This window comes from Streptomyces sp. NPDC047081 (genome assembly GCF_040643775.1).
GTDB lineage: Bacteria > Actinomycetota > Actinomycetes > Streptomycetales > Streptomycetaceae > Streptomyces.
The window spans coordinates 18,507-36,884 of record NZ_JBEYUY010000019.1; the positions used below are offsets into that span (position 1 = coordinate 18,507).

The 18,378-nt window shown below is 70.0% G+C and carries 17 protein-coding genes and 1 pseudogene; 7 read left to right on the forward strand and 11 right to left on the reverse strand.

The features are described 5' to 3' along the window. The first annotated feature begins 51 nt into the window (after positions 1-51). The 5 genes and pseudogenes from ABZ848_RS30965 to ABZ848_RS30985 form a co-directional block, all read left to right on the forward strand. The gene (locus ABZ848_RS30965; RefSeq protein WP_360837222.1) at positions 52-918 is read left to right on the forward strand and encodes an ABC transporter ATP-binding protein; all 867 of its coding nucleotides are present in this window, start codon (positions 52-54) and stop codon (positions 916-918) included. Continuing rightward, positions 915-1,760, forward strand: a complete 846-nt coding sequence (locus ABZ848_RS30970; RefSeq protein WP_360837223.1) for an ABC transporter permease — start codon at positions 915-917, stop codon at positions 1,758-1,760. Before ABZ848_RS30965 ends, ABZ848_RS30970 begins: the two co-directional genes overlap by 4 nt. Continuing rightward, on the forward strand, positions 1,757-2,956 hold the full coding sequence (locus ABZ848_RS30975; protein ID WP_360837474.1) for a sensor histidine kinase: 1,200 nt from the start codon (positions 1,757-1,759) through the stop codon (positions 2,954-2,956). The genes ABZ848_RS30970 and ABZ848_RS30975 overlap by 4 nt, the downstream gene beginning before the upstream one ends. Then, positions 2,953-3,579 (forward strand): response regulator transcription factor, encoded by a 627-nt coding sequence (locus tag ABZ848_RS30980; protein ID WP_360837225.1) that lies wholly within the window; start codon positions 2,953-2,955, stop codon positions 3,577-3,579. Before ABZ848_RS30975 ends, ABZ848_RS30980 begins: the two co-directional genes overlap by 4 nt. 76 nt (positions 3,580-3,655) lie before the next feature. Continuing rightward, a pseudogene (locus ABZ848_RS30985) lies at positions 3,656-3,766 on the forward strand (LuxR C-terminal-related transcriptional regulator); the annotation flags it as partial. 1 nt (position 3,767) lies between these two features. On the opposite strand, the gene hisS reads toward ABZ848_RS30985, so the two are convergent. Beyond that, positions 3,768-5,030: a histidine--tRNA ligase gene (hisS, locus tag ABZ848_RS30990; RefSeq protein ID WP_360837227.1), complete on the reverse strand. Its 1,263-nt coding sequence runs from the start codon at positions 5,028-5,030 to the stop codon at positions 3,768-3,770. Positions 5,031-5,043: 13 nt separating this feature from the next. Beyond that, positions 5,044-5,751: an MBL fold metallo-hydrolase gene (locus tag ABZ848_RS30995; RefSeq protein ID WP_360837228.1), complete on the reverse strand. Its 708-nt coding sequence runs from the start codon at positions 5,749-5,751 to the stop codon at positions 5,044-5,046. Positions 5,752-5,941: 190 nt separating this feature from the next. Between ABZ848_RS30995 and ABZ848_RS31000 the strand changes: the two genes are divergently transcribed. Further along, positions 5,942-6,760 (forward strand): peptidylprolyl isomerase, encoded by an 819-nt coding sequence (locus tag ABZ848_RS31000; protein WP_360837230.1) that lies wholly within the window; start codon positions 5,942-5,944, stop codon positions 6,758-6,760. Positions 6,761-6,928: 168 nt separating this feature from the next. After that, the gene (locus tag ABZ848_RS31005; RefSeq protein WP_360837231.1) at positions 6,929-8,158 is read left to right on the forward strand and encodes a DUF349 domain-containing protein; all 1,230 of its coding nucleotides are present in this window, start codon (positions 6,929-6,931) and stop codon (positions 8,156-8,158) included. A gap of 74 nt (positions 8,159-8,232) precedes the next feature. On the opposite strand, the gene ABZ848_RS31010 is transcribed toward ABZ848_RS31005, so the two are convergent. From ABZ848_RS31010 to ABZ848_RS31050, 9 genes are all read right to left on the reverse strand, one after another. Continuing rightward, entirely contained in the window at positions 8,233-10,764 is a 2,532-nt protein-coding gene (locus ABZ848_RS31010) for a bifunctional (p)ppGpp synthetase/guanosine-3',5'-bis(diphosphate) 3'-pyrophosphohydrolase (RefSeq protein ID WP_360837232.1), read from the reverse strand. 246 nt (positions 10,765-11,010) lie between these two features. Continuing rightward, positions 11,011-11,550: an adenine phosphoribosyltransferase gene (locus ABZ848_RS31015; RefSeq protein ID WP_360837233.1), complete on the reverse strand. Its 540-nt coding sequence runs from the start codon at positions 11,548-11,550 to the stop codon at positions 11,011-11,013. Then, on the reverse strand, positions 11,547-12,668 hold the full coding sequence (gene secF, locus ABZ848_RS31020) for a protein translocase subunit SecF (RefSeq protein ID WP_360837235.1): 1,122 nt from the start codon (positions 12,666-12,668) through the stop codon (positions 11,547-11,549). The genes ABZ848_RS31015 and secF overlap by 4 nt, the downstream gene beginning before the upstream one ends. Position 12,669: 1 nt before the next feature. Continuing rightward, the gene (secD, locus tag ABZ848_RS31025; protein ID WP_360837237.1) at positions 12,670-14,451 is read right to left on the reverse strand and encodes a protein translocase subunit SecD; all 1,782 of its coding nucleotides are present in this window, start codon (positions 14,449-14,451) and stop codon (positions 12,670-12,672) included. A gap of 133 nt (positions 14,452-14,584) precedes the next feature. Beyond that, the gene (gene yajC / locus ABZ848_RS31030) at positions 14,585-15,088 is read right to left on the reverse strand and encodes a preprotein translocase subunit YajC (RefSeq protein ID WP_360837239.1); all 504 of its coding nucleotides are present in this window, start codon (positions 15,086-15,088) and stop codon (positions 14,585-14,587) included. Positions 15,089-15,263: 175 nt separating this feature from the next. Further along, on the reverse strand, positions 15,264-16,334 hold the full coding sequence (gene ruvB, locus ABZ848_RS31035) for a Holliday junction branch migration DNA helicase RuvB (protein ID WP_360837241.1): 1,071 nt from the start codon (positions 16,332-16,334) through the stop codon (positions 15,264-15,266). A 17-nt stretch (positions 16,335-16,351) separates the two neighbouring features. Continuing rightward, complete coding sequence (gene ruvA / locus ABZ848_RS31040; protein ID WP_360837242.1) at positions 16,352-16,957, reverse strand: Holliday junction branch migration protein RuvA; 606 nt, start codon at positions 16,955-16,957, stop codon at positions 16,352-16,354. Next, positions 16,954-17,484, reverse strand: coding sequence for a crossover junction endodeoxyribonuclease RuvC (gene ruvC, locus ABZ848_RS31045; RefSeq protein WP_360837243.1), 531 nt, complete (start codon positions 17,482-17,484; stop codon positions 16,954-16,956). Before ruvC ends, ruvA begins: the two co-directional genes overlap by 4 nt. A gap of 122 nt (positions 17,485-17,606) precedes the next feature. Further along, positions 17,607-18,359, reverse strand: coding sequence for a YebC/PmpR family DNA-binding transcriptional regulator (locus tag ABZ848_RS31050; RefSeq protein WP_360837245.1), 753 nt, complete (start codon positions 18,357-18,359; stop codon positions 17,607-17,609). Between the last annotated feature and the right edge of the window lie 19 nt (positions 18,360-18,378).

Consider the following 18,378-nt stretch of genomic DNA (forward strand, 5'->3'; position numbering starts at 1 on the left):
GAAGTACGCACGGTCGTCCCTGAGCGTTCGGTTCCGGACGAGGCTCGTCGCATGACAGCACACGCGAACGAACTCGCGGTGGACGTACGGGGGCTGCGCAAGCAGTACGGGGACGTGACCGCGGTGGACGGCATCGATCTCGGCATCCGCCGGGGCGAGGTGTTCGGCCTGCTCGGACCCAATGGCGCGGGCAAGAGCACCACGGTGGAGATCCTCCAGGGCAACCGGGACCGGGACGGGGGCGAGGTGTCGGTGCTGGGGTCCGATCCGGCGACCGGCACGCGCGCGTGGAGGTCCCGTGTCGGAATCGTCTGGCAGGACGAATCGGCGCCCGCGGAGTTGACGGTGCGCGAGACCGTACGGCACTTCGCGCGCTACTACCCGCGGCCGCGCGACCCCGAGGAGGTCATCGGTCTGGTGGGTCTGGAGGCCAAGGCGGACAGCCGCATCAAGGCTCTGTCGGGCGGCCAGCGCCGCCGTCTCGACGTGGCCCTGGGGGTGATCGGCGACCCCGAGCTGCTGCTCCTGGACGAGCCGACGACCGGCTTCGACCCGGCGGCCCGGCGGCAGTTCTGGGACCTGATCCGGCTGCTCTCCGACGAGGGCACGACCATCGTGCTGACCACGCACTACCTGGAGGAGGCGGAGGCGCTCGCCGACCGGCTCGCGGTCGTCGCCAAGGGGCGGGTCGTCGCGGAGGGCGAGCCGGGCGCGCTGCGCGAGCGGTACGGCACCGGGGCCACCGTGCGGTGGACCGAGGCCGACGGCAGCCCGCGCGAGGAACTCACGGACACCCCGACCAGGACGGTCGCCGAGCTGATGCGCCGTTTCGACGGCGAGATCCCGGGGCTGCTGGTGACCCGCCCCACCCTGGAGGACGTGTACCTCCGGCTGACCGGACAGGAGGACGCGCGATGACGACGACCGCCGCACCGACCCGGACCGAGGCGCCCGCGGGGCGGCTGCCCGGGGCGTGGGGGCTGGGCTTCCAGCGGGGTCTGCTGGAGATCAAGCAGTTCTTCCGCCAGCGCGACCAGGTGGTCTTCACCTTCTCCTTCCCGGTCGTCTTCCTGTTCCTGTTCGCGTCGATCTTCCACGACGACGTGCACGGCAGCGGCGTCACCGCCTCGCAGTTGTACGTCCCCGCGATGATGGCCTCCGGCATCATGTCGACGAGCTTCCAGTCGCTCGGCATCTCGATCGCCGTGGAGCGCGACGAGAAGGTGCTGCGCCGGCTGCGGGGCACGCCGATGCCACCGGCCGCGTACTTCCTCGGCAAGATCTGGCTGGTTCTGTTCACCGGGATCGTGGAGACGGCGATCCTGCTGCTCGTCGGGACCGGCTTCTACGGCGTCGACCTGCCGACGGACGCGTCCCGCTGGTTCGACTTCGCGTGGATCTTCGTGCTCGGGCTGACCGGGTGCTCGCTGCTGGGCATCGCGATCAGCTCGGTGCCCAAGTCGGCGAAGAGCGCGAGCTCGGTCGTCGTACTCCCGTTCCTGGTCCTGCAGTTCATCTCCGGGGTGTACATCTCGATCGACACGATCCCGGACTGGATGCTGAACATCGGCGCCCTGTTCCCGCTGAAGTGGCTGTGCCAGGGGCTGCGGGGCGTGTTCCTGCCCGACTCGGCGCGGGTGCTGGAGCAGGCGGGGAGCTGGGAGTTCGGGCGGATCGCGCTGGTGCTCGGGGCGTGGTGCGTCGGAGGATTGGTGCTGTGTCTGCTGACGTTCCGCTGGAAGGACCGGCGCACGGGATGAGCGGCCCGGCCGTGGCGCGTGACGTGCACGCCTGGGACCGGACGATCCGGCTCTGGGACGCGTACTTCGCGGTCGCCTGGGCGGCCACGCTCGCCTTCGTGCTCAACGCGGCGCACCCGGCCACTCCGGTCCGGGTGGCCGCGACCCTGCTGCTGGTGCCGCTGGTGCCCTGGTACGTGGTGGTGGGGCGCCCGCTGCTCCAGGAGGACCCGCCGGAGCAGCGGCGGGCGTTGCGCTATCTCGCCGGGGCGAGCGCGCTGTTCCTGCCGTCCGCCGTGCTGGTCGGCGAGACCCGGCTGATGGCGTTCGCGCTCATCCCCCAGTGCTTCATGACCCTGCGCATGCGGTGGTCCCTGGTGGTCGTCACCGTGATCAACCTGGCGCCGGTCGCGGGCTGGGCGCTGCTGTGGCGGCCGGACGCCGAGGCGCTGATCGCCAACTTCCTGTTCTCCGCGGTCACCCTCGTCTTCTCCGTGGTGATCGGCAGCTGGATCATCCGCATCATCGAACAGAGCATGGAGCGGGCGGAGTTGATCGCCGAGCTGGACGCGAGCCGCCACGAGATCTCCCGGCTGTCCGCCGCGCACGGCGCGTCGACCGAGCGCGAACGCATGGCCCGGGAGATCCACGACACCCTCGCGCAGGGCTTCACCAGTCTGCTGATGCTGATCCAGGCGGTGGAGGCCGAGCTGGACGACGACCTCCCGCAGGCCCGCCGCCATCTCGCCCTGATGGACGAGACGGCCCGGCAGAACCTCGCCGAGGCCCGCGCCCTGGTCGCCGGCGGCTCCCCCGCCGACCTGGACGGTGCCTCCCTCCCGGACGCCCTGCACCGCCTCGCCGCCCGCCACGGGGCGACCCTGGACGTGACCGGCCCGGTACGCCCGCTGCCCGCGGGCCCCGAGGTGGTGGCGCTGCGCTCCTGCCAGGAGGCCCTGGCCAACGCCCGCAAGCACGCGGGGAGTTCGGCGGCGGTGGGCATAGCGCTGACCTACGCCGACGACACCCTCACCCTCTCCGTACGGGACGACGGCTGCGGCTTCGACCCGGCCACCCCCTGCGAGGGCTACGGTCTCGCCGGACTGCGCGCCCGCGCCACGGAGGTCGGCGGCACGGCCCGTATCCGCAGCGCCCCGGGCGACGGCACGACCGTGACCGTCAGCCTGCCGGTATCCCCGTCGAGGAGCTCTTCGTGATCCGCATCATCCTGGCCGACGACCACCCCGTCGTACGGGAGGGTCTGCGGGCGATGCTCAGCGCCGAACCGGACCTGGAGGTGATCGCCGACGCGGCGAGCGGCCCGCAGGCGGAGGCACTCGCCGCCGAACTCCGGCCCGACATCGTGCTGATGGACCTGCGCATGCCGGGCGGTGGCGGCGTGGACTCGATCGTACGGATGACCGAGGCCGCGCTCCCGTGCCGGGTGATCGTCCTGACGACGTACGAGACGGACCGCGACATCCTGCGCGCGGTGGAAGCCGGAGCGGCCGGCTACCTGCTCAAGGACATGCCCCGCGCCGAACTGGCGGAAGCGGTACGGTCAGCGGCCCGCGGCGAGACGGTACTGGCCCCGTCGGTCGCGGCCCGCCTGGTCGACCAACTCCGCACCAAGCCGGACCGCCCCCGGCTCTCCGAACGGGAAACAGCGGTACTGCGACTGGTGGCGGAGGGCTGCACGAACGCGGAGATCGGGCGCCGGTTGTTCATCGGTGAGTCGACCGTGAAGACACACCTGCTGCGGATCTTCGGGAAACTCGGCGTCGACGACCGGACCGCCGCGGTGACCAACGCCATGCGCCATGGGTTGCTGGACCAATGACGGGCTTCACCGGCTGCCGCACGAACGCGGAGATCGGGCGCTGGCCGCGCGGCGGTAGCCGCAAATCGACAGGGCCATCGGTGAGTCGACCGTGAAGACCCATCTCCTGCGTGTCTTCGGCAAGTTGGGTGTGGCCGACCGCACGGCAGCTGTCACCAGTGCCATGCGGTACGGCCTTCTGGACTGACTCAGCCCAGGCGGGACTCCAGTTCCGCCACGATCTCGTTCACGCCGACCGCCGTCTGCTCGCCGGACTCCATGTCCTTGAGCTGTACGACGCCCTCGGCGAGGTCGCGTTCGCCGGCGACCACCGTGTAGCGGGCGCCGCTGCGGTTGGCGTTCTTCATCGCGCCCTTGAGGCCCTTGGCGCCGTAGGAGAAGTCCGCGGCGATGCCGAGCTTGCGCAACTCGGTGACCTTGGCGAACAGGATCCGCCGGGCCTCCTCGCCGAGCGGCACCGCGTAGACACTCGTGGCGGACGGGATGTCCAGCTCCACGCCCTCCGCCTCCAGCGCCAGGACCGTGCGGTCGACGCCGAGGGCCCAGCCGACGGACGGCAGCGCGGGACCGCCGATCATCTCCGACAGACCGTCGTAACGACCGCCGCCGCCCACCGCGGACTGGGATCCCAGACCGTCGTGCACGAACTCGAAGGTGGTACGGGTGTAGTAGTCCAGGCCCCGGACCAGCTTCGGGTCGTCCTCGAACGAAACGCCCGCCGCCGTGATCAGCTCGCGGACCTCCTCGTGGTACGCCTTGCACGCGTCGCAGAGGTAGTCGCGCAGCAGCGGGGCGTCACCGAGCTGCTTCTGGACCGACTCGCGCTTGTCGTCGAGGACGCGGAGGGGGTTGATCTCCGCCCGGCGCTGGGTGTCCTCGTCCAGGTCGAGGCCGCGCAGGAAGTCCTGGAGGGCGGCCCGGTACACCGGACGGCACTCCTTGTCGCCCAGGCTGTTCAGCAGGATGCGGAAGTTGCTCAGCCCCAGCGAGCGGTACGCCTGGTCGGCCAGGATGATCAGCTCGGCGTCCAGCGCCGGGTCCTCCGCGCCGATCGCCTCGGCGCCGACCTGCGAGAAGTGCCTGTAACGGCCCTTCTGCGGGCGCTCGTAGCGGTAGTAGGAGCCGGAGTACCAGAGCTTGACCGGCAGGTTGCCGAGCTTGTGCAGGTTGGCCTCGAGCGCCGCGCGCAGCACGGACGCCGTGCCCTCGGGGCGCAGGGCGAGCCTGTCGCCGCCCTTGGTCTCGAAGGCGTACATCTCCTTGGTCACGATGTCGGTGGACTCGCCGACACCGCGCGCGAAGAGCTCCACGCTCTCGAAGCCGGGGGTCTCGATGTAGCCGTAACCGGAGTTGCGCAGCGGCGCGGCGATCGCCTCGCGGACCGCCAGGTACTTGGCGCTGTCCGGCGGGATCAGGTCGTACGTGCCCTTGGGGGCCTTGAAGGTGCTCACGGGAAGTCTCTCGTCACATTCCTCGTCGGGGAGCGGGCTGGGCTCCCTGGCCGGCGGCCACCTGCCGCAAGTACGGGTTGGTGGCGCGCTCCTGGCCGATGGTCGTCTGGGGGCCGTGGCCGGACAGCACCACGGTCGAGTCGTCGAGCGGCAGGCACACGCGGGCCAGCGAGTCGAGCATCTCGGCCATGTCACCGCCGGGCAGGTCGGTGCGTCCGATGGAGCCGGCGAAGAGCAGATCGCCCGAGAAGAACACCGCGGGGATGTCCGTCGTCTCGGGCATCTGGAAGGTCACCGACCCCTTGGTATGGCCCGGCGCGTGCGCGACGGAGAACTCCAGGCCCGCGAGCGCCAGCCGCGTGCCGTCGGTCAGCTCCCGCACGTCGTCCGGCTCCCCCACGGTCAGCTCGCCCATCAGCGGCATGCCGATGGAGCGGCCGAGGGCCTTCTCCGGGTCCGCCATCATGTAGCGGTCCTCGGGGTGGATCCACGCGGGCACGTCGTGCGCGCCGCACACCGGGACGACCGAGGCCACGTGGTCGATGTGGCCATGGGTGAGGACGACGGCGACGGGCTTGAGCCGATGCTTCTTCAGCGCTTCCTCGACGCCTTCGGTGGCCTGGTGGCCCGGGTCGATGATCACGCACTCCTCACCGGCGGCGGGGGCGACGAGATAACAGTTCGTCCCCCAGGCCCCGGCGGGGAACCCGGCAATGAGCACGATCGTCCTTCGTTGTGTCGATACGGGCGGCTGCAGCTGTGGTCAACGAACGGATACAGCTGCCGTCAGAGCCTACCGGCGCTGCCGAATCCTCAGCGAACCCATATACGGTACGGGGCACACGCAGGCGGTCGGCCCACCAGTCGCACGCGTACCGGTCGGCGTACGAGAGGCATGAGGAGAAAACCCCGTGGTCACCCAGGAACAGCGGAAGCGGCAGCTCGCGCGGGAGAAGTTCTTGCGGCAGCAGCAGCGGCGCACGGAGGCGCGGCGCAAGGCGCGCATGCGCAACTCGGTGATCGCCTCGGTGCTGGGCGTGGTCGTGATCGGCAGCGTGGCGATCTACACGACCGGCGTGCTGAAGAACGACGACAAGGCCGACGCGAGCTCGCAGACGACGCCGAGCGCGGCGGCCACCAGCAAGGCGCCGGACCCGTGCGAGAAGGCCGCCGCGGGCTCCGTGAAGAAGCTCAGCTGGAAGAAGGAACCGGCGGTCACCATCGACAAGTCGGCGAAGTACACGATGAAGCTCGCCACGACGTGCGGTGACATAGACATCGCGCTCAACGCGTCGGCGGCCCCGCACACCGTGAACTCCTTCGACTTCCTGGCCGGAAAGGGCTACTTCGACCACACGAAGTGCCACCGCCTCACCACCAACGGCATCTACGTGCTGCAGTGCGGCGACCCCACGGGCAGCGGCAGCGGCGGCCCCGGCTACACGATTCCGGACGAGAACCTGAAGGACAAAAGCCTGAAGGGCGGCGTCTACCCGGCGGGCACGGTCGCCATGGCGAACACCGGGCAGAAGCACACCGGCGGCAGCCAGTTCTTCCTCGTCTATCAGGACAGTCAGCTGCCGGCCAGCTACACACCGTTCGGCACCGTTTCCGAATCGGGCATGAAGGTGCTGAAGAAAATCGCCGCGGCGGGCGAGAGCACGGGCCAGGGCGACGGAGCCCCGAACGCGACGGTCGTGATCAACAAGGCGACGGTCACGAAATCCTGACCCCGTCAGCACCGCTTCGGGGTCGCATCACGACCCCGAGGTGCGAAATTTCGGTCGCGCGGGATGCGGACAGGCAACCCGCCGGTCGCCTATGTTGGCCGTGACGAAACTGTGGACGATGCCCGGGGGCGGTGAGGCCCCTCGCAGGCATCATGTGGAGGAGGCGCTGTGAGCAGCGACCCGTGGGGCCGCGTCGACGAGACGGGGACCGTGTACGTGCGTACGGCCGACGGCGAGCAGGTCGTCGGTTCCTGGCAGGCCGGCTCTCCTGAGGAGGCGCTGGCCTATTTTGAACGCAAGTACGAGGGCCTGGTTGTCGAGATCGGCCTCCTCGAGAAGCGCGTGAAGACCACCGACCTGTCGGCGAAGGACGCGCAGACCGCGATCGACCACATCCGTGAGCAGGTCGACGCGCACCACGCGGTCGGCGATCTGGACGCCCTGAAGGTCCGTCTGGACAAGCTGGTCGCGACGGTCGACGCGCGGCGCGAGGAGCGCAAGCAGCAGCGCGCGAAGCAGTCCGACGAGGCGCGGCACGCCAAGGAGGAGCTGGTCGTCGAGGCGGAGCAGCTGGCCCAGTCCGACCAGTGGCGGGCCGCCGGTGAGCGGCTGCGGGCCCTGGTGGACACCTGGAAGGGTCTGCCGCGGCTCGACCGCAAGTCGGACGACGAGCTGTGGCACCGCTTCTCGCACGCCCGCTCGGCGTTCTCCAAGCGCCGCAAGGCCCACTTCGCGGCGCTCGACGCGCAGCGCGAGGAAGCCCGCAAGACCAAGGAGCGGCTGGTCGCCGAGGCCGAGTCGCTGTCCGGATCGACGGACTGGGGCCCGACGGCCGCGCGCTACCGCGAGCTGATGACGGAGTGGAAGGCCGCGGGCCGCGCCCAGCGCGAGCACGAGGACGACCTGTGGAACCGTTTCCGCGGTGCCCAGGACATCTTCTTCGCCGCCCGCAGCTCGGTCTTCGCGGAGCGGGACGCCGAGCAGTCGGAGAACCTGAAGCTGAAGGAGGAGCTGGCCGAGGAGGCCGAGAAGATCCTCCCGGTGACGGACCTCAGGACGGCGCGTGCCGCGTTCCGCTCGATCAACGAACGCTGGGAGGCCATCGGCCACGTCCCGCGGGACGCCCGGCCGAAGGTCGAGGGCCGGATGCACGCGGTGGAGCGGGCGATCCAGGAGGCCGAGGAGGCCGAGTGGCGCCGCACCAACCCGGAGGCACGCGCGCGTGCCGAGGGCCTCACCGGCCAGCTCCAGGCGGCCGTGGACAAGCTGCGGGGCCAGATCGAGCAGGCCCGCGCCCAGGGCAACAACGCGAAGGCCGACAAGCTGGAGCGTGAGCTGGAGGGCCGCCAGGCGCTCCTGGACCAGGCACTGAAGGGTCTGCAGGAGTTCGGCGGCTAGATCGGCTCGCATTGATGCCTGTACGACGAGAGGGGCCCCGTACATCGCGTACGGGGCCCCTCTCGTCGTATGCCCTATGACCTGCGCGCCGACGTCACGCGGTACACGTCGTACACGCCCTCCACGCCCCGCACGGCCTTCAGTACGTGCCCGAGGTGCTTGGGGTCGCCCATCTCGAAGGTGAAGCGGGAGGTGGCGACCCGGTCGCGGGACGTCTGGACGGCCGCCGACAGGATGTTGACGTGCTGGTCGGACAGGACGCGGGTGACGTCCGAGAGGAGCCGGGAGCGGTCCAGGGCCTCGACCTGGATGGCGACCAGGAAGACCGAGGACTGGGTGGGCGCCCACTCGACCTCGAGGATGCGCTCGGGTTCGCGGGACAGTGACTCCACGTTCACGCAGTCGCTGCGGTGAACCGATACTCCGCTACCGCGTGTGACGAAGCCGATGATGGGGTCGCCGGGGACGGGAGTACAACAGCGGGCCAGCTTGACCCACACGTCCTCGACGCCCTTGACGATGACGCCCGGGTCGGCGCTGGAGCGGCGCTTACGGCTGCGGCTGCGGGTCGGCGGGACCGACTCGTCGATCTCCTCGGTGGCCGCCTCCTCGCCGCCGAGCGCGGAGACCAGCTTCTGCACGACGTTCTGCGCGGAGACATGGCCCTCGCCGATCGCCGCGTACAGCGCGGAGATGTCCGGATAGCGCATCTCGTGCGCGAGCGTGACCAGGGAGTCGCCGGTGAGGATGCGCTGGATCGGCAGGTTCTGCTTGCGCATCGCGCGGACGATGGCGTCCTTGCCCTGCTCGATCGCCTCGTCGCGGCGCTCCTTGGAGAACCAGGCGCGGATCTTGTTCCGGGCGCGGGGCGACTTGACGAAGCCGAGCCAGTCGCGGGACGGGCCGGCGCCGGCCGCCTTGGAGGTGAAGACCTCCACCAAGTCGCCGTTGTCCAGGGTGGATTCGAGGGGTACGAGGCGGCCGTTGACCCGTGCTCCTATGGTCCGGTGGCCGACCTCCGTGTGGACCGCGTACGCGAAGTCCACCGGTGTGGCCCCGGCCGGGAGCGCTATGACGTCGCCCTTCGGCGTGAAGACGAAGACCTCGTTACGGGACAGGTCGAAGCGCAGGGACTCCAGGAACTCGCCCGGGTCCTCGGTCTCCTTCTGCCAGTCCAGGAGCTGGCGCAGCCACGCCATGTCGTTGAGGTGGTCGTCCTTCTTGCCGGCCTTGGGCACGTCGGTGCGCACCTTGGAGGCTCCGGCGACGGCCTCCTGCTTGTACTTCCAGTGCGCGGCGATGCCGTACTCGGCGCGGCGGTGCATGTCGAACGTGCGGATCTGGAGTTCGACCGGCTTGCCGTTGGGGCCGATGACCGTCGTGTGCAGCGACTGGTACATGTTGAACTTGGGCATCGCGATGTAGTCCTTGAACCGCCCCGGAACCGGGTTCCAGCGGGCGTGGACGGTGCCCAGGGCCGCGTAGCAGTCGCGGACGGTGTCGACGAGGACTCGGATGCCGACGAGGTCGTAGATCTCCGCGAAGTCGCGACCTCGTACGATCATCTTCTGGTAGACGCTGTAGTAGTGCTTCGGGCGGCCGGTGACCGTCGCCTTGATGCGGGCCGCGCGCAGGTCCTGCTGGACCTCGTCGGTCACTATGGCCAGGTACTCGTCACGCTTGGGCGCCCGCTCGGCGACGAGCCGCACGATCTCGTCGTACATCTTGGGGTAGAGGATCGCGAAGGCGAGGTCCTCCAGCTCCCACTTGATGGTGTTCATGCCCAGGCGGTGGGCGAGCGGCGCGTAGATCTCGAGGGTCTCGCGCGCCTTCTTCTCCTGCTTCTCGCGCTTGAGGTAGCGCATGGTGCGCATGTTGTGCAGGCGGTCGGCGAGCTTGATGACCAGGACGCGCGGGTCCTTGGCCATGGCGACGACCATCTTGCGCACGGTCTCGGCCTGCGCGGCCTCGCCGAACTTGACCTTGTCCAGCTTGGTGACGCCGTCGACGAGCAGGGCGACCGAGTCGCCGAAGTCGCGGCGGAGCTGGTCGAGGCCGTACTCGGTGTCCTCGACGGTGTCGTGCAGCAGACCGGCCATGAGAGTGGCCGGATCCATACCCAGCTCGGCGAGGATCGTCGTCACCGCGAGCGGGTGCGTGATGTACGGGTCGCCGCTCTTGCGCTTCTGGCCGCGGTGCCAGCGTTCGGCGACCTGGTAGGCCTTCTCGATCTGGCGGAGGGTGGCCGTCTCGATCTTCGGGTCGTTGCTGCGCACTATCCGCAGCAGCGGTTCCAGGACCGGGTTGTACGGGTTGGAGCGCTGGACGCCGAGGCGGGCGAGGCGGGCACGGACGCGGTTGGAGGAGCCGGTACGGGGCTGGCCGGTGTTCGGGCGGACCGCGGCGGGGGTGGGGACCGGGCGCTCGGGCGGGGCCGGCTTGGGGCGCGACTGCTCGGCGGACTTGTCGACGGGCGCGGACTGGGCGTGCTCGACCGGCCCGGCACTGTCGTTCTTCGGCTGCGGTGTGCTCGGCGCGGGCTTGGCCGCGGCTGCCGAGGCGGGCTCGGGCTTGGCGGCGGTCAGGTTCTGGGCCTCGTCTGGCAAGAGGACTCCTCGTGCGCGATCCGGGTCCCCCGGTCAGGCTCCGGAGACCCCATGGTAGCGATCCTGGGCTCCGGGATCGCCTTCAGGCCAATGTGAGGGACGTCTACCCGAGTAACACGGGGGGCTACCGCCGGCATTCCGGGAGGTGAAGCGGGGGTGCCCGAAGGGTGTGCAACACGGAACGGCCGCCCCGGACAGATGCCGGGGCGGCCGTTCTCGTATCGCTTACGAGGCGTGCTGCGGGCGTCAGACCACCAGCAGGGCCTCCAGTGGGGCGCCGCCGAGAGCCGGCTCCAGGCGGGCCCGGCCCGAGAGGAAGCCCAGCTCCATGAGGACCGCCAGGCCCGCCACCTCGGCGCCCGCCCGGCGGATCAGCTCGATGGACGCTTCCGCCGTGCCGCCCGTCGCCAGGACGTCGTCGACGATCAGGATGCGGTCGTCGGCCGACAGGTCCTCGGCGTGGACCTCGATCTCCGCCGAGCCGTACTCCAGGTCGTACGCCTGGCTGAGCGTGGCTCCGGGGAGCTTGCCCGCCTTGCGTACGGGGATGAAGCCGAGGCCGGCCCGGACGGCGACCGGGGCGCCCAGGATGAAGCCCCGGGCCTCCAGGCCGACGACCTTGGTGGCGCCGGTGCTGGTGGCGATCTCCGCCAGCGCGCCGGTGAGCGCCGTGAAGGCGGCCGGGTCGGCCAGGAGCGGGGTGATGTCCTTGAACATCACACCCGGCTCCGGGTAGTCGGCCACGTCACGGATGCGGCTGAGCAGCAGCTCCTCGATGCCGGTCACCGCGCGCGCTTCCCGGAGGGACGGCCACGGCCGCGGTTGCGGGACGCCGGCTGGTTGCGCGGGCCGACGACCGCCGGGGCGGCGTCCTCCGGCTCCTCGTCGTGCAGCAGGTCCGCGCCGCGGGCCTCCGCCTGCTCCTCCTCGCTGGCCGCCTGGGCGCGCTTGGCGAGGACGCGCTTCTTGAGCGCCTTCATCTGCGGCTCGCGCTCCTTGAGGTCGGCGACGAGCGGCGTGGCGATGAAGATCGAGGAGTACGCACCGGCCGCGAGGCCGACGAACAGCGACAGCGAGATGTCGTTGAGCATGCCGGCGCCGAGGATGCCGCCACCGATGAAGAGCAGGCCGCCGACCGGCAGCAGCGCGACGACGGTCGTGTTGATGGACCGCATCAGGGTGCTGTTGATCGAGCGGTTGGCGACGTCGCTGAAGGTCCAGCGGGTCTGCTTGGTGATGTCCTTCGTCTGCTCCTTGAGGCTGTCGAAGACGACGACCGTGTCGTAGAGCGAGTAACCGAGGATGGTGAGCAGACCGATCACGGTGCCCGGTGTGACCTCGAAGCCGACGAGGGCGTAGATACCGGTGGTGATGGTGATGTCGTGGATCAGGGCGACGAGCGCCGCCACGGCCATGCGCCACTCGAAGGCGATCGCCAGGTAGATCACGACGAGGACCATGAAGATCGCCAGGCCCTGCCAGGCCTTGTTGGCGATCTGGTCGCCCCAGCTCGGGCCGACCAGGTCGGCGTTGATGTTCTCCGAGTCGACCTTCAGGTCGGTGGCGAGCTTGTCCTTGATCGCGTCGGACTTGTCGGTGTCGATGCCCGCGATCTGGATGCGCAGGCTGCCGTCGCCGAGCTTCTGGACGATCGCGTCGTGGCCGGACGCGTCCTCCGCGAAGCTCTCGGCCGAGGCGACCGAGGTGGTCATGTGCTTCGGGGTGGTGAAGACCGCGCCGCCCTGGAACTCGATGCCCATGTTCAGGCCGCGCACCGCCAGGCCGAGGATGGCCGTGATGGTGATCAGGATGGAGACGCCGTACCAGATCTTGCGCTTTCCGACGAAGTCGTAGCCGACCTCGCCGCGGTGCAGACGGGCGCCGAGGCTGCCGAGTTTCGACATCTCACGCTTCCTTCGGGTCGACGGGGGCGGAACGACGGGTGCGGCGCAGCGGTGGCTTGGCGCCGAGGGCCTTCGGGTCGAGGCCGGACCACTTGTGGCCCTGGGCGAAGAACTTCCGGCGGGCGAGGATCGTCATCAGCGGCTTGGTGAACAGGAAGACGACGACCACGTCGAGCACGGTGGTCAGACCGAGCGTGAACGCGAAGCCCTGGACCTTGCCGACGGTCACGATGAACAGCACCGCGGCGGCGAGGAACGACACGAAGTCGGAGACCAGGATGGTGCGCCGGGCGCGCGGCCAGGCCCGCTCGACGGCCGGGCGCAGCGAGCGGCCCTCGCGGATCTCGTCCCTGATGCGTTCGAAGAACACGATGAACGAGTCCGCGGTGATGCCGATCGCGACGATCGCACCGCAGACGGCCGGCAGGTTCAGCGCGAAGCCGATGGCCGGGCCGAGCAGGGACATGATCACGTAGGTGAGGATCGCGGAGACCAGCAGCGACGGGATGGCGATGACCGACAGGCCCCGGTAGAAGATCAGCAGGTAGATGACGACCAGCGCGAGGCCGATCGCGCCCGCGATCAGACCGGCGTGCAGCTGCTCGCCGCCGAGCGCGGCGGTCACCGTGGTGACGCTGTCCTCCTTGAAGGTCAGCGGCAGGGCGCCGTACGACAGCATGTTGGCGAGGCTCTGCGCCTCTTCCTGGGTGAAGCTGCCGGAGATCTCCGCGCTGCCGCCGGTGAGCGCCTCGCTGACCGAGGGGTCGGAGACGACGTCACCGTCGAGGACGATGGCGAACTGGTTCTGCGGCGACTGGTTCTGCGCGAGCTGTCCGGTGATGGTGCCGAACTTCTTGGTGCCCTTGCCCGTGAAGTCCATGGTCACGGTCCAGCCGGCGGCGGTCGTCGTGTTGAAGACGGCCTGGGCCTTCTTCACGTCGGTGCCGTCGACCGCGGCCGGGCCGAGGATGTACTTCTGCCACTGGCCCTGCGAGTTCTGGCCGCAGGCGACCGTGGAGTCGGTGGGCTTGACGCCCTTGCCGGCGGTGGCGCGGACCGACTTCTTGGTGCAGTCCAGGGCGGTGTACTCGGCCTCCAGCTTGGCGGCCGCGGCGTCTGTGGCGGAGCTGCTGCTCGCGGACGGGGAGGCGCTCGCGGAGGCGCTGGAGGAGGCCTTCGCGCTGGACGAGGCGGTGGCGCTGGGCGTCGAGTCGGCCTTCAGGGCGTCCGTGACAGCGCGGCCCTGCGAGGTGGCGGTGGCCGACGGGGTCGAGGAGGTCGCCTTGTCGGTGGCCTTCTCGGACGCGCTGCTGGAGGGGCTGCTCGAAGCGCTGCTGGAGCTGCTCGGCGACGGCGTGGTCGTGGCCGCCGCGCCGGAGAGCTCGGTGGCGATCACCGGGCGGAAGTACAGCTTGGCGGTGGTGCCGACCTGCTCGCGTGCTTCCTTGGAGTTCGTGCCCTTGGGGATGTTGACGATGATGTTCTTGTCGCCCTGGGTCTGAACCTCGGCCTCCGAGACACCAAGACCATTGACACGGCGGTTCATGATGTCGACCGCGGTGTCCATGTTGGTCTTGTTGATCGCGGATTCCTGGCCCTTCTCCGGGACCGCCCGCAGCGTGATGCTCGTACCACCGGCCAGGTCGATGCCCAGCCGCGGTGTGGTGTGTCCGGAGGCGAACATGCCGCCGGTGAGCGCCACGATGGCGATCAGGATGAGGGCCAGCGAGCGCCCCGGCTTGCTCTGGGCGCTCGCGCTCCGGCCCTTCTTAGGTGCTGCCACCTTCTCGTACTCCCTCTCGGGCCGCTCCGCGCCGGGTCAGCGCGGTGGCGGCCATGACATGGTGTCGGGATCCCCGTGTGCGAGATGCGCACGTCCAGGGGCGCGCGGGGTCTGCCGCGCGTCCCTGGAGTGACTACTTCGCCTCGGAGTCGCCGTCGGTCTTCTTCGGCTCCTCGTCCGACTTCGCCTCGGCGGCGACGGTCTCGTCGGCCGAGTCCTCGGGCGCGTCCTTCTTGCCGAGGTCGACGGACTTGTCGTCGGAGGCGGCGGCAGCTTCGTCGGCGGAGTCGTCGGTCTCGGTGAGGGAGGAGGCGTCGTCCGGGACGACGTCGGAGTCGGACTTCAGGTCGTGCTCGATGCCGTGCACGATGCGGTTGTACTCGTCGTCGCTGAGCACGGAACCGATGGCGTTCTTCGCGAAGAGGAGCTCGACGCCCGGGCCGGCGTCCAGGAGGACCGTGTCCTCGTTGACCTCCTTGACCGTCGCGTACATGCCCCCGATCGTGCGGACGCCGCTGCCGGGCTGCATCTCGTTGCGCATCTGGGCGGCCTGCGCCTGCTTGCGCTTGGCCGAGCGGGTCATGAGGAACATGGCCCCGATGAGCACGATGAACGGGAGGAGCATGGTGATATTCACGGGACGGAGTTTCCTTCGCACGACCGCGATGGAGAGCGGCCTCATGGATGGGGGTATGTATACCGCCGACAAAGGCGGCATCGGCGGAGTCTAAGCGAGTCCGCGCGCATGGAACAACGCTCAGCATGGCACCTGGGTTCCTGACCCGGCCAATGCCCGCGCCGTCACAATGGCATCACGTCCCGAACAGGTCCTGTTGTCCGTTTCCTGTGCCCGCGGAGCGGGGCGGGGTGAGACCGAGATGCGCCCATGCGGCGGGGGTGCCGACCCGTCCGCGCGGGGTCCGCGCGAGCAGTCCTTCCCGTACGAGGAAGGGCTCGGCCACCTCTTCGACGGTCTCGCGCTCCTCCCCCACCGCGACGGCGAGGGTGGACAGCCCGACCGGGCCGCCGCCGAACAGCTTGAGCAGGGCCTCCAGGACGGCACGGTCGAGCCGGTCCAGGCCGCGGGCGTCGACCTCGTACACCTTGAGCGCCGCCGCCGCGATGTCCCGGGTGATGAGCCCGTCGGCCTTGACCTGCGCGTAGTCGCGCACGCGGCGCAGCAGGCGGTTGGCGATACGGGGCGTGCCGCGGGAGCGGCCGGCGATCTCGGCGGCGCCGTCGGCCTCGATCTCGACGTCGAGGAGGTTCGCCGAGCGGTGGATGACGCGCTCCAGCTCGGCGGGCTCGTAGAACTCCATGTGCGCGGTGAAGCCGAAGCGGTCGCGCAGCGGGGGCGGCAGCAGGCCCGCGCGCGTGGTGGCGCCGACCAGGGTGAACGGGGGCAGTTCCAGGGGGATGGCGGTGGCGCCGGGGCCCTTGCCGACGATGACGTCGACGCGGAAGTCCTCCATCGCCATGTACAGCATCTCCTCGGCGGGCCTCGACATGCGGTGGATCTCGTCGAGGAAGAGGACCTCGCCCTCCTGGAGGGAGGAGAGGATCGCGGCCAGGTCGCCGGCGTGCTGGATGGCGGGGCCGGAGGTGATGCGGATCGGGGCGCCCATCTCGGCCGCGATGATCATCGAGAGGGTGGTCTTGCCGAGGCCGGGGGCGCCGGATAGCAGCACGTGGTCGGCGGTGGCGCCACGCGCGCGTGCGGCTCGCAGCACCAGGTCGAGCTGCTCGCGGACCTTCTCCTGGCCGATGAACTCGTCCAGGTCCTTGGGGCGCAGGGCGGCCTCGACGGCCTGGTCCTCGCGGTCGGCGACAGAACCGACCAGCCGCTCGGGGGCGGGGGCGTCGGTCGGGTCGTCCCAGTTCATGTCTGTGCCTTACTCGGTCAGCGGGCTCGGTTCAACGTCTGCAGGGCCGCCTTCAGCAACTGCCCGACCTGAGGCGTGCCCTCGGCGGCCTCCGCCTGCGGTGTCACGGCGGCGACGGCCTCGTCGGCCTCGCGGGTGGCATAGCCGAGGCCGATGAGGGCGGCGTGCAGCTGGTCGCGCCAGCCCTGGGTGACGGGGGCGCCGATCGCGGGGGCGCCGACGGGCTCGCCGAGGCGGTCCCTGAGCTCCAGGAGCAGCTTCTGGGCGCCCTTCTTGCCGATGCCGGGGACGGCGGTGAGGGCCTTCTCGTCGCTGGTGGCGATGGCCCGGCGCAGGGCGTCCGGGCTGTGCACGGCGAGCATCGCCTGGGCCAGGCGCGGGCCGACCCCGCTCGCGGTCTGCAGCAGCTCGAAGACCTGGCGCTCGTCGTCGTCCACGAAGCCGTACAGGGTGAGGGAGTCCTCGCGGACGACCAGTGAGGTGTGCAGCTTGGCGGGCTGTCCCATGCGCAGCGTGGACAGCGTGTTCGGGGTGCACTGCACGGCCATGCCGACACCGCCGACCTCGAGCACTGCCGCGTCGGGAGCGAGGGCGGCCACTGTGCCGCTCACGAAGGCGATCATGCCGTACGGCCTTTCGATGCGTGCAGGGCCACGGCCTGCTGGAGTCGGTTCTGCGCGGGGGCGCGCCAGATGTGGCAGATGGCGAGCGCGAGGGCGTCGGCCGCGTCGGCCGGCTTCGGGGGTGCGTCGAGCCGGAGCAGGCGGGTGACCATGGCGCCGACCTGGGCCTTGTCGGCGCGGCCGCTGCCGGTGACGGCGGCCTTGACCTCGCTGGGGGTGTGCAGGGCGACGGGGATGCCGCGGCGGGCGGCGCAGAGCATCGCGACGGCGCTGGCCTGGGCGGTGCCCATCACGGTCCGTACGTTGTGCTGGCTGAACACCCGCTCCACGGCGACGAATTCGGGCCGGTGCTCGTCCAGCCACGCCTCGATGCCCTGCTCGATCGCGACGAGCCGGTGGCCCAACTCGGCGTCCGCGGGCGTGCGTACGACGCCGACGCCCAGCATCGTGAGCGGCCGGCCCGCGACTCCCTCGACGACGCCCACGCCGCACCGCGTCAGACCGGGATCCACGCCCAGTACGCGCACGGCCCCTCCCCTCGGTGATCTTTGACTTCACGCCAGGCTAGCCGCTGCCACCGACAACGGCGGCGGGCCGGTGGGACGTGTTGTCCCACCGGCCCGCCGAAACCGTTCAGCGCGCGGCAGCGCTACGCGTCGACCTTCTCCATGACCTCGTCGCTGACGTCGAAGTTGGCGAAGACGTTCTGCACGTCGTCGCTGTCCTCGAGGGCGTCGATCAGCTTGAAGATCTTGCGGGCGCCCTCCTCGTCCAGCTCGACCTGCATGGTCGGGACGAAGTTGGCGTCGGCCGAGTCGTAGTCGATGCCGGACTCCTGGAGCGCGGTGCGGACCGCGACCAGGTCGGTGGCCTCGGAGAGCACCTCGAAGGACTCGCCCAGGTCGTTGACCTCCTCGGCGCCGGCGTCGAGCACGGCGCCCAGGACGTCGTCCTCGGACAGCTCGCCCTTGGGGACGATCACCACGCCCTTGCGGTTGAACAGGTACGACACGGAGCCCGGGTCGGCCATGGAGCCGCCGTTGCGGGTCATCGCGACGCGCACGTCGGAGGCGGCGCGGTTGCGGTTGTCGGTGAGGCACTCGATGAGCACCGCGACGCCGTTCGGGCCGTAACCCTCGTACATGATCGTCTCGTAGTTGGCGCCACCGGCCTCCAGGCCGGCGCCGCGCTTGACCGCCGAGTCGATGTTCTTGTTCGGGACCGACTGCTTCTTGGCCTTCTGGATGGCGTCGTAGAGGGTCGGGTTGCCGTCGATGTCGGCGCCGCCCATGCGGGCCGCGACCTCGATGTTCTTGATCAGCTTCGCGAAGAGCTTGCCGCGCTTGGCGTCGATCACGGCCTTCTTGTGCTTCGTCGTAGCCCATTTAGAGTGGCCGGACATCTGCCTGTCTCCTTCGCGT

Coding starts and splice junctions, on each gene's coding strand:
- ABZ848_RS31050 (WP_360837245.1), bottom strand. CDS start 18,359: ATGTCCGGCCACTCTAAATGGGCTACGACGAAGCACAAGAAGGCCGTG.
- ruvA (WP_360837242.1), bottom strand. CDS start 16,957: ATGATCGCCTTCGTGAGCGGCACAGTGGCCGCCCTCGCTCCCGACGCG.
- ruvB (WP_360837241.1), bottom strand. CDS start 16,334: ATGAACTGGGACGACCCGACCGACGCCCCCGCCCCCGAGCGGCTGGTC.
- ABZ848_RS30975 (WP_360837474.1), top strand. CDS start 1,757: ATGAGCGGCCCGGCCGTGGCGCGTGACGTGCACGCCTGGGACCGGACG.
- ABZ848_RS30965 (WP_360837222.1), top strand. CDS start 52: ATGACAGCACACGCGAACGAACTCGCGGTGGACGTACGGGGGCTGCGC.
- secF (WP_360837235.1), bottom strand. CDS start 12,668: ATGTCGAAACTCGGCAGCCTCGGCGCCCGTCTGCACCGCGGCGAGGTC.
- ABZ848_RS30970 (WP_360837223.1), top strand. CDS start 915: ATGACGACGACCGCCGCACCGACCCGGACCGAGGCGCCCGCGGGGCGG.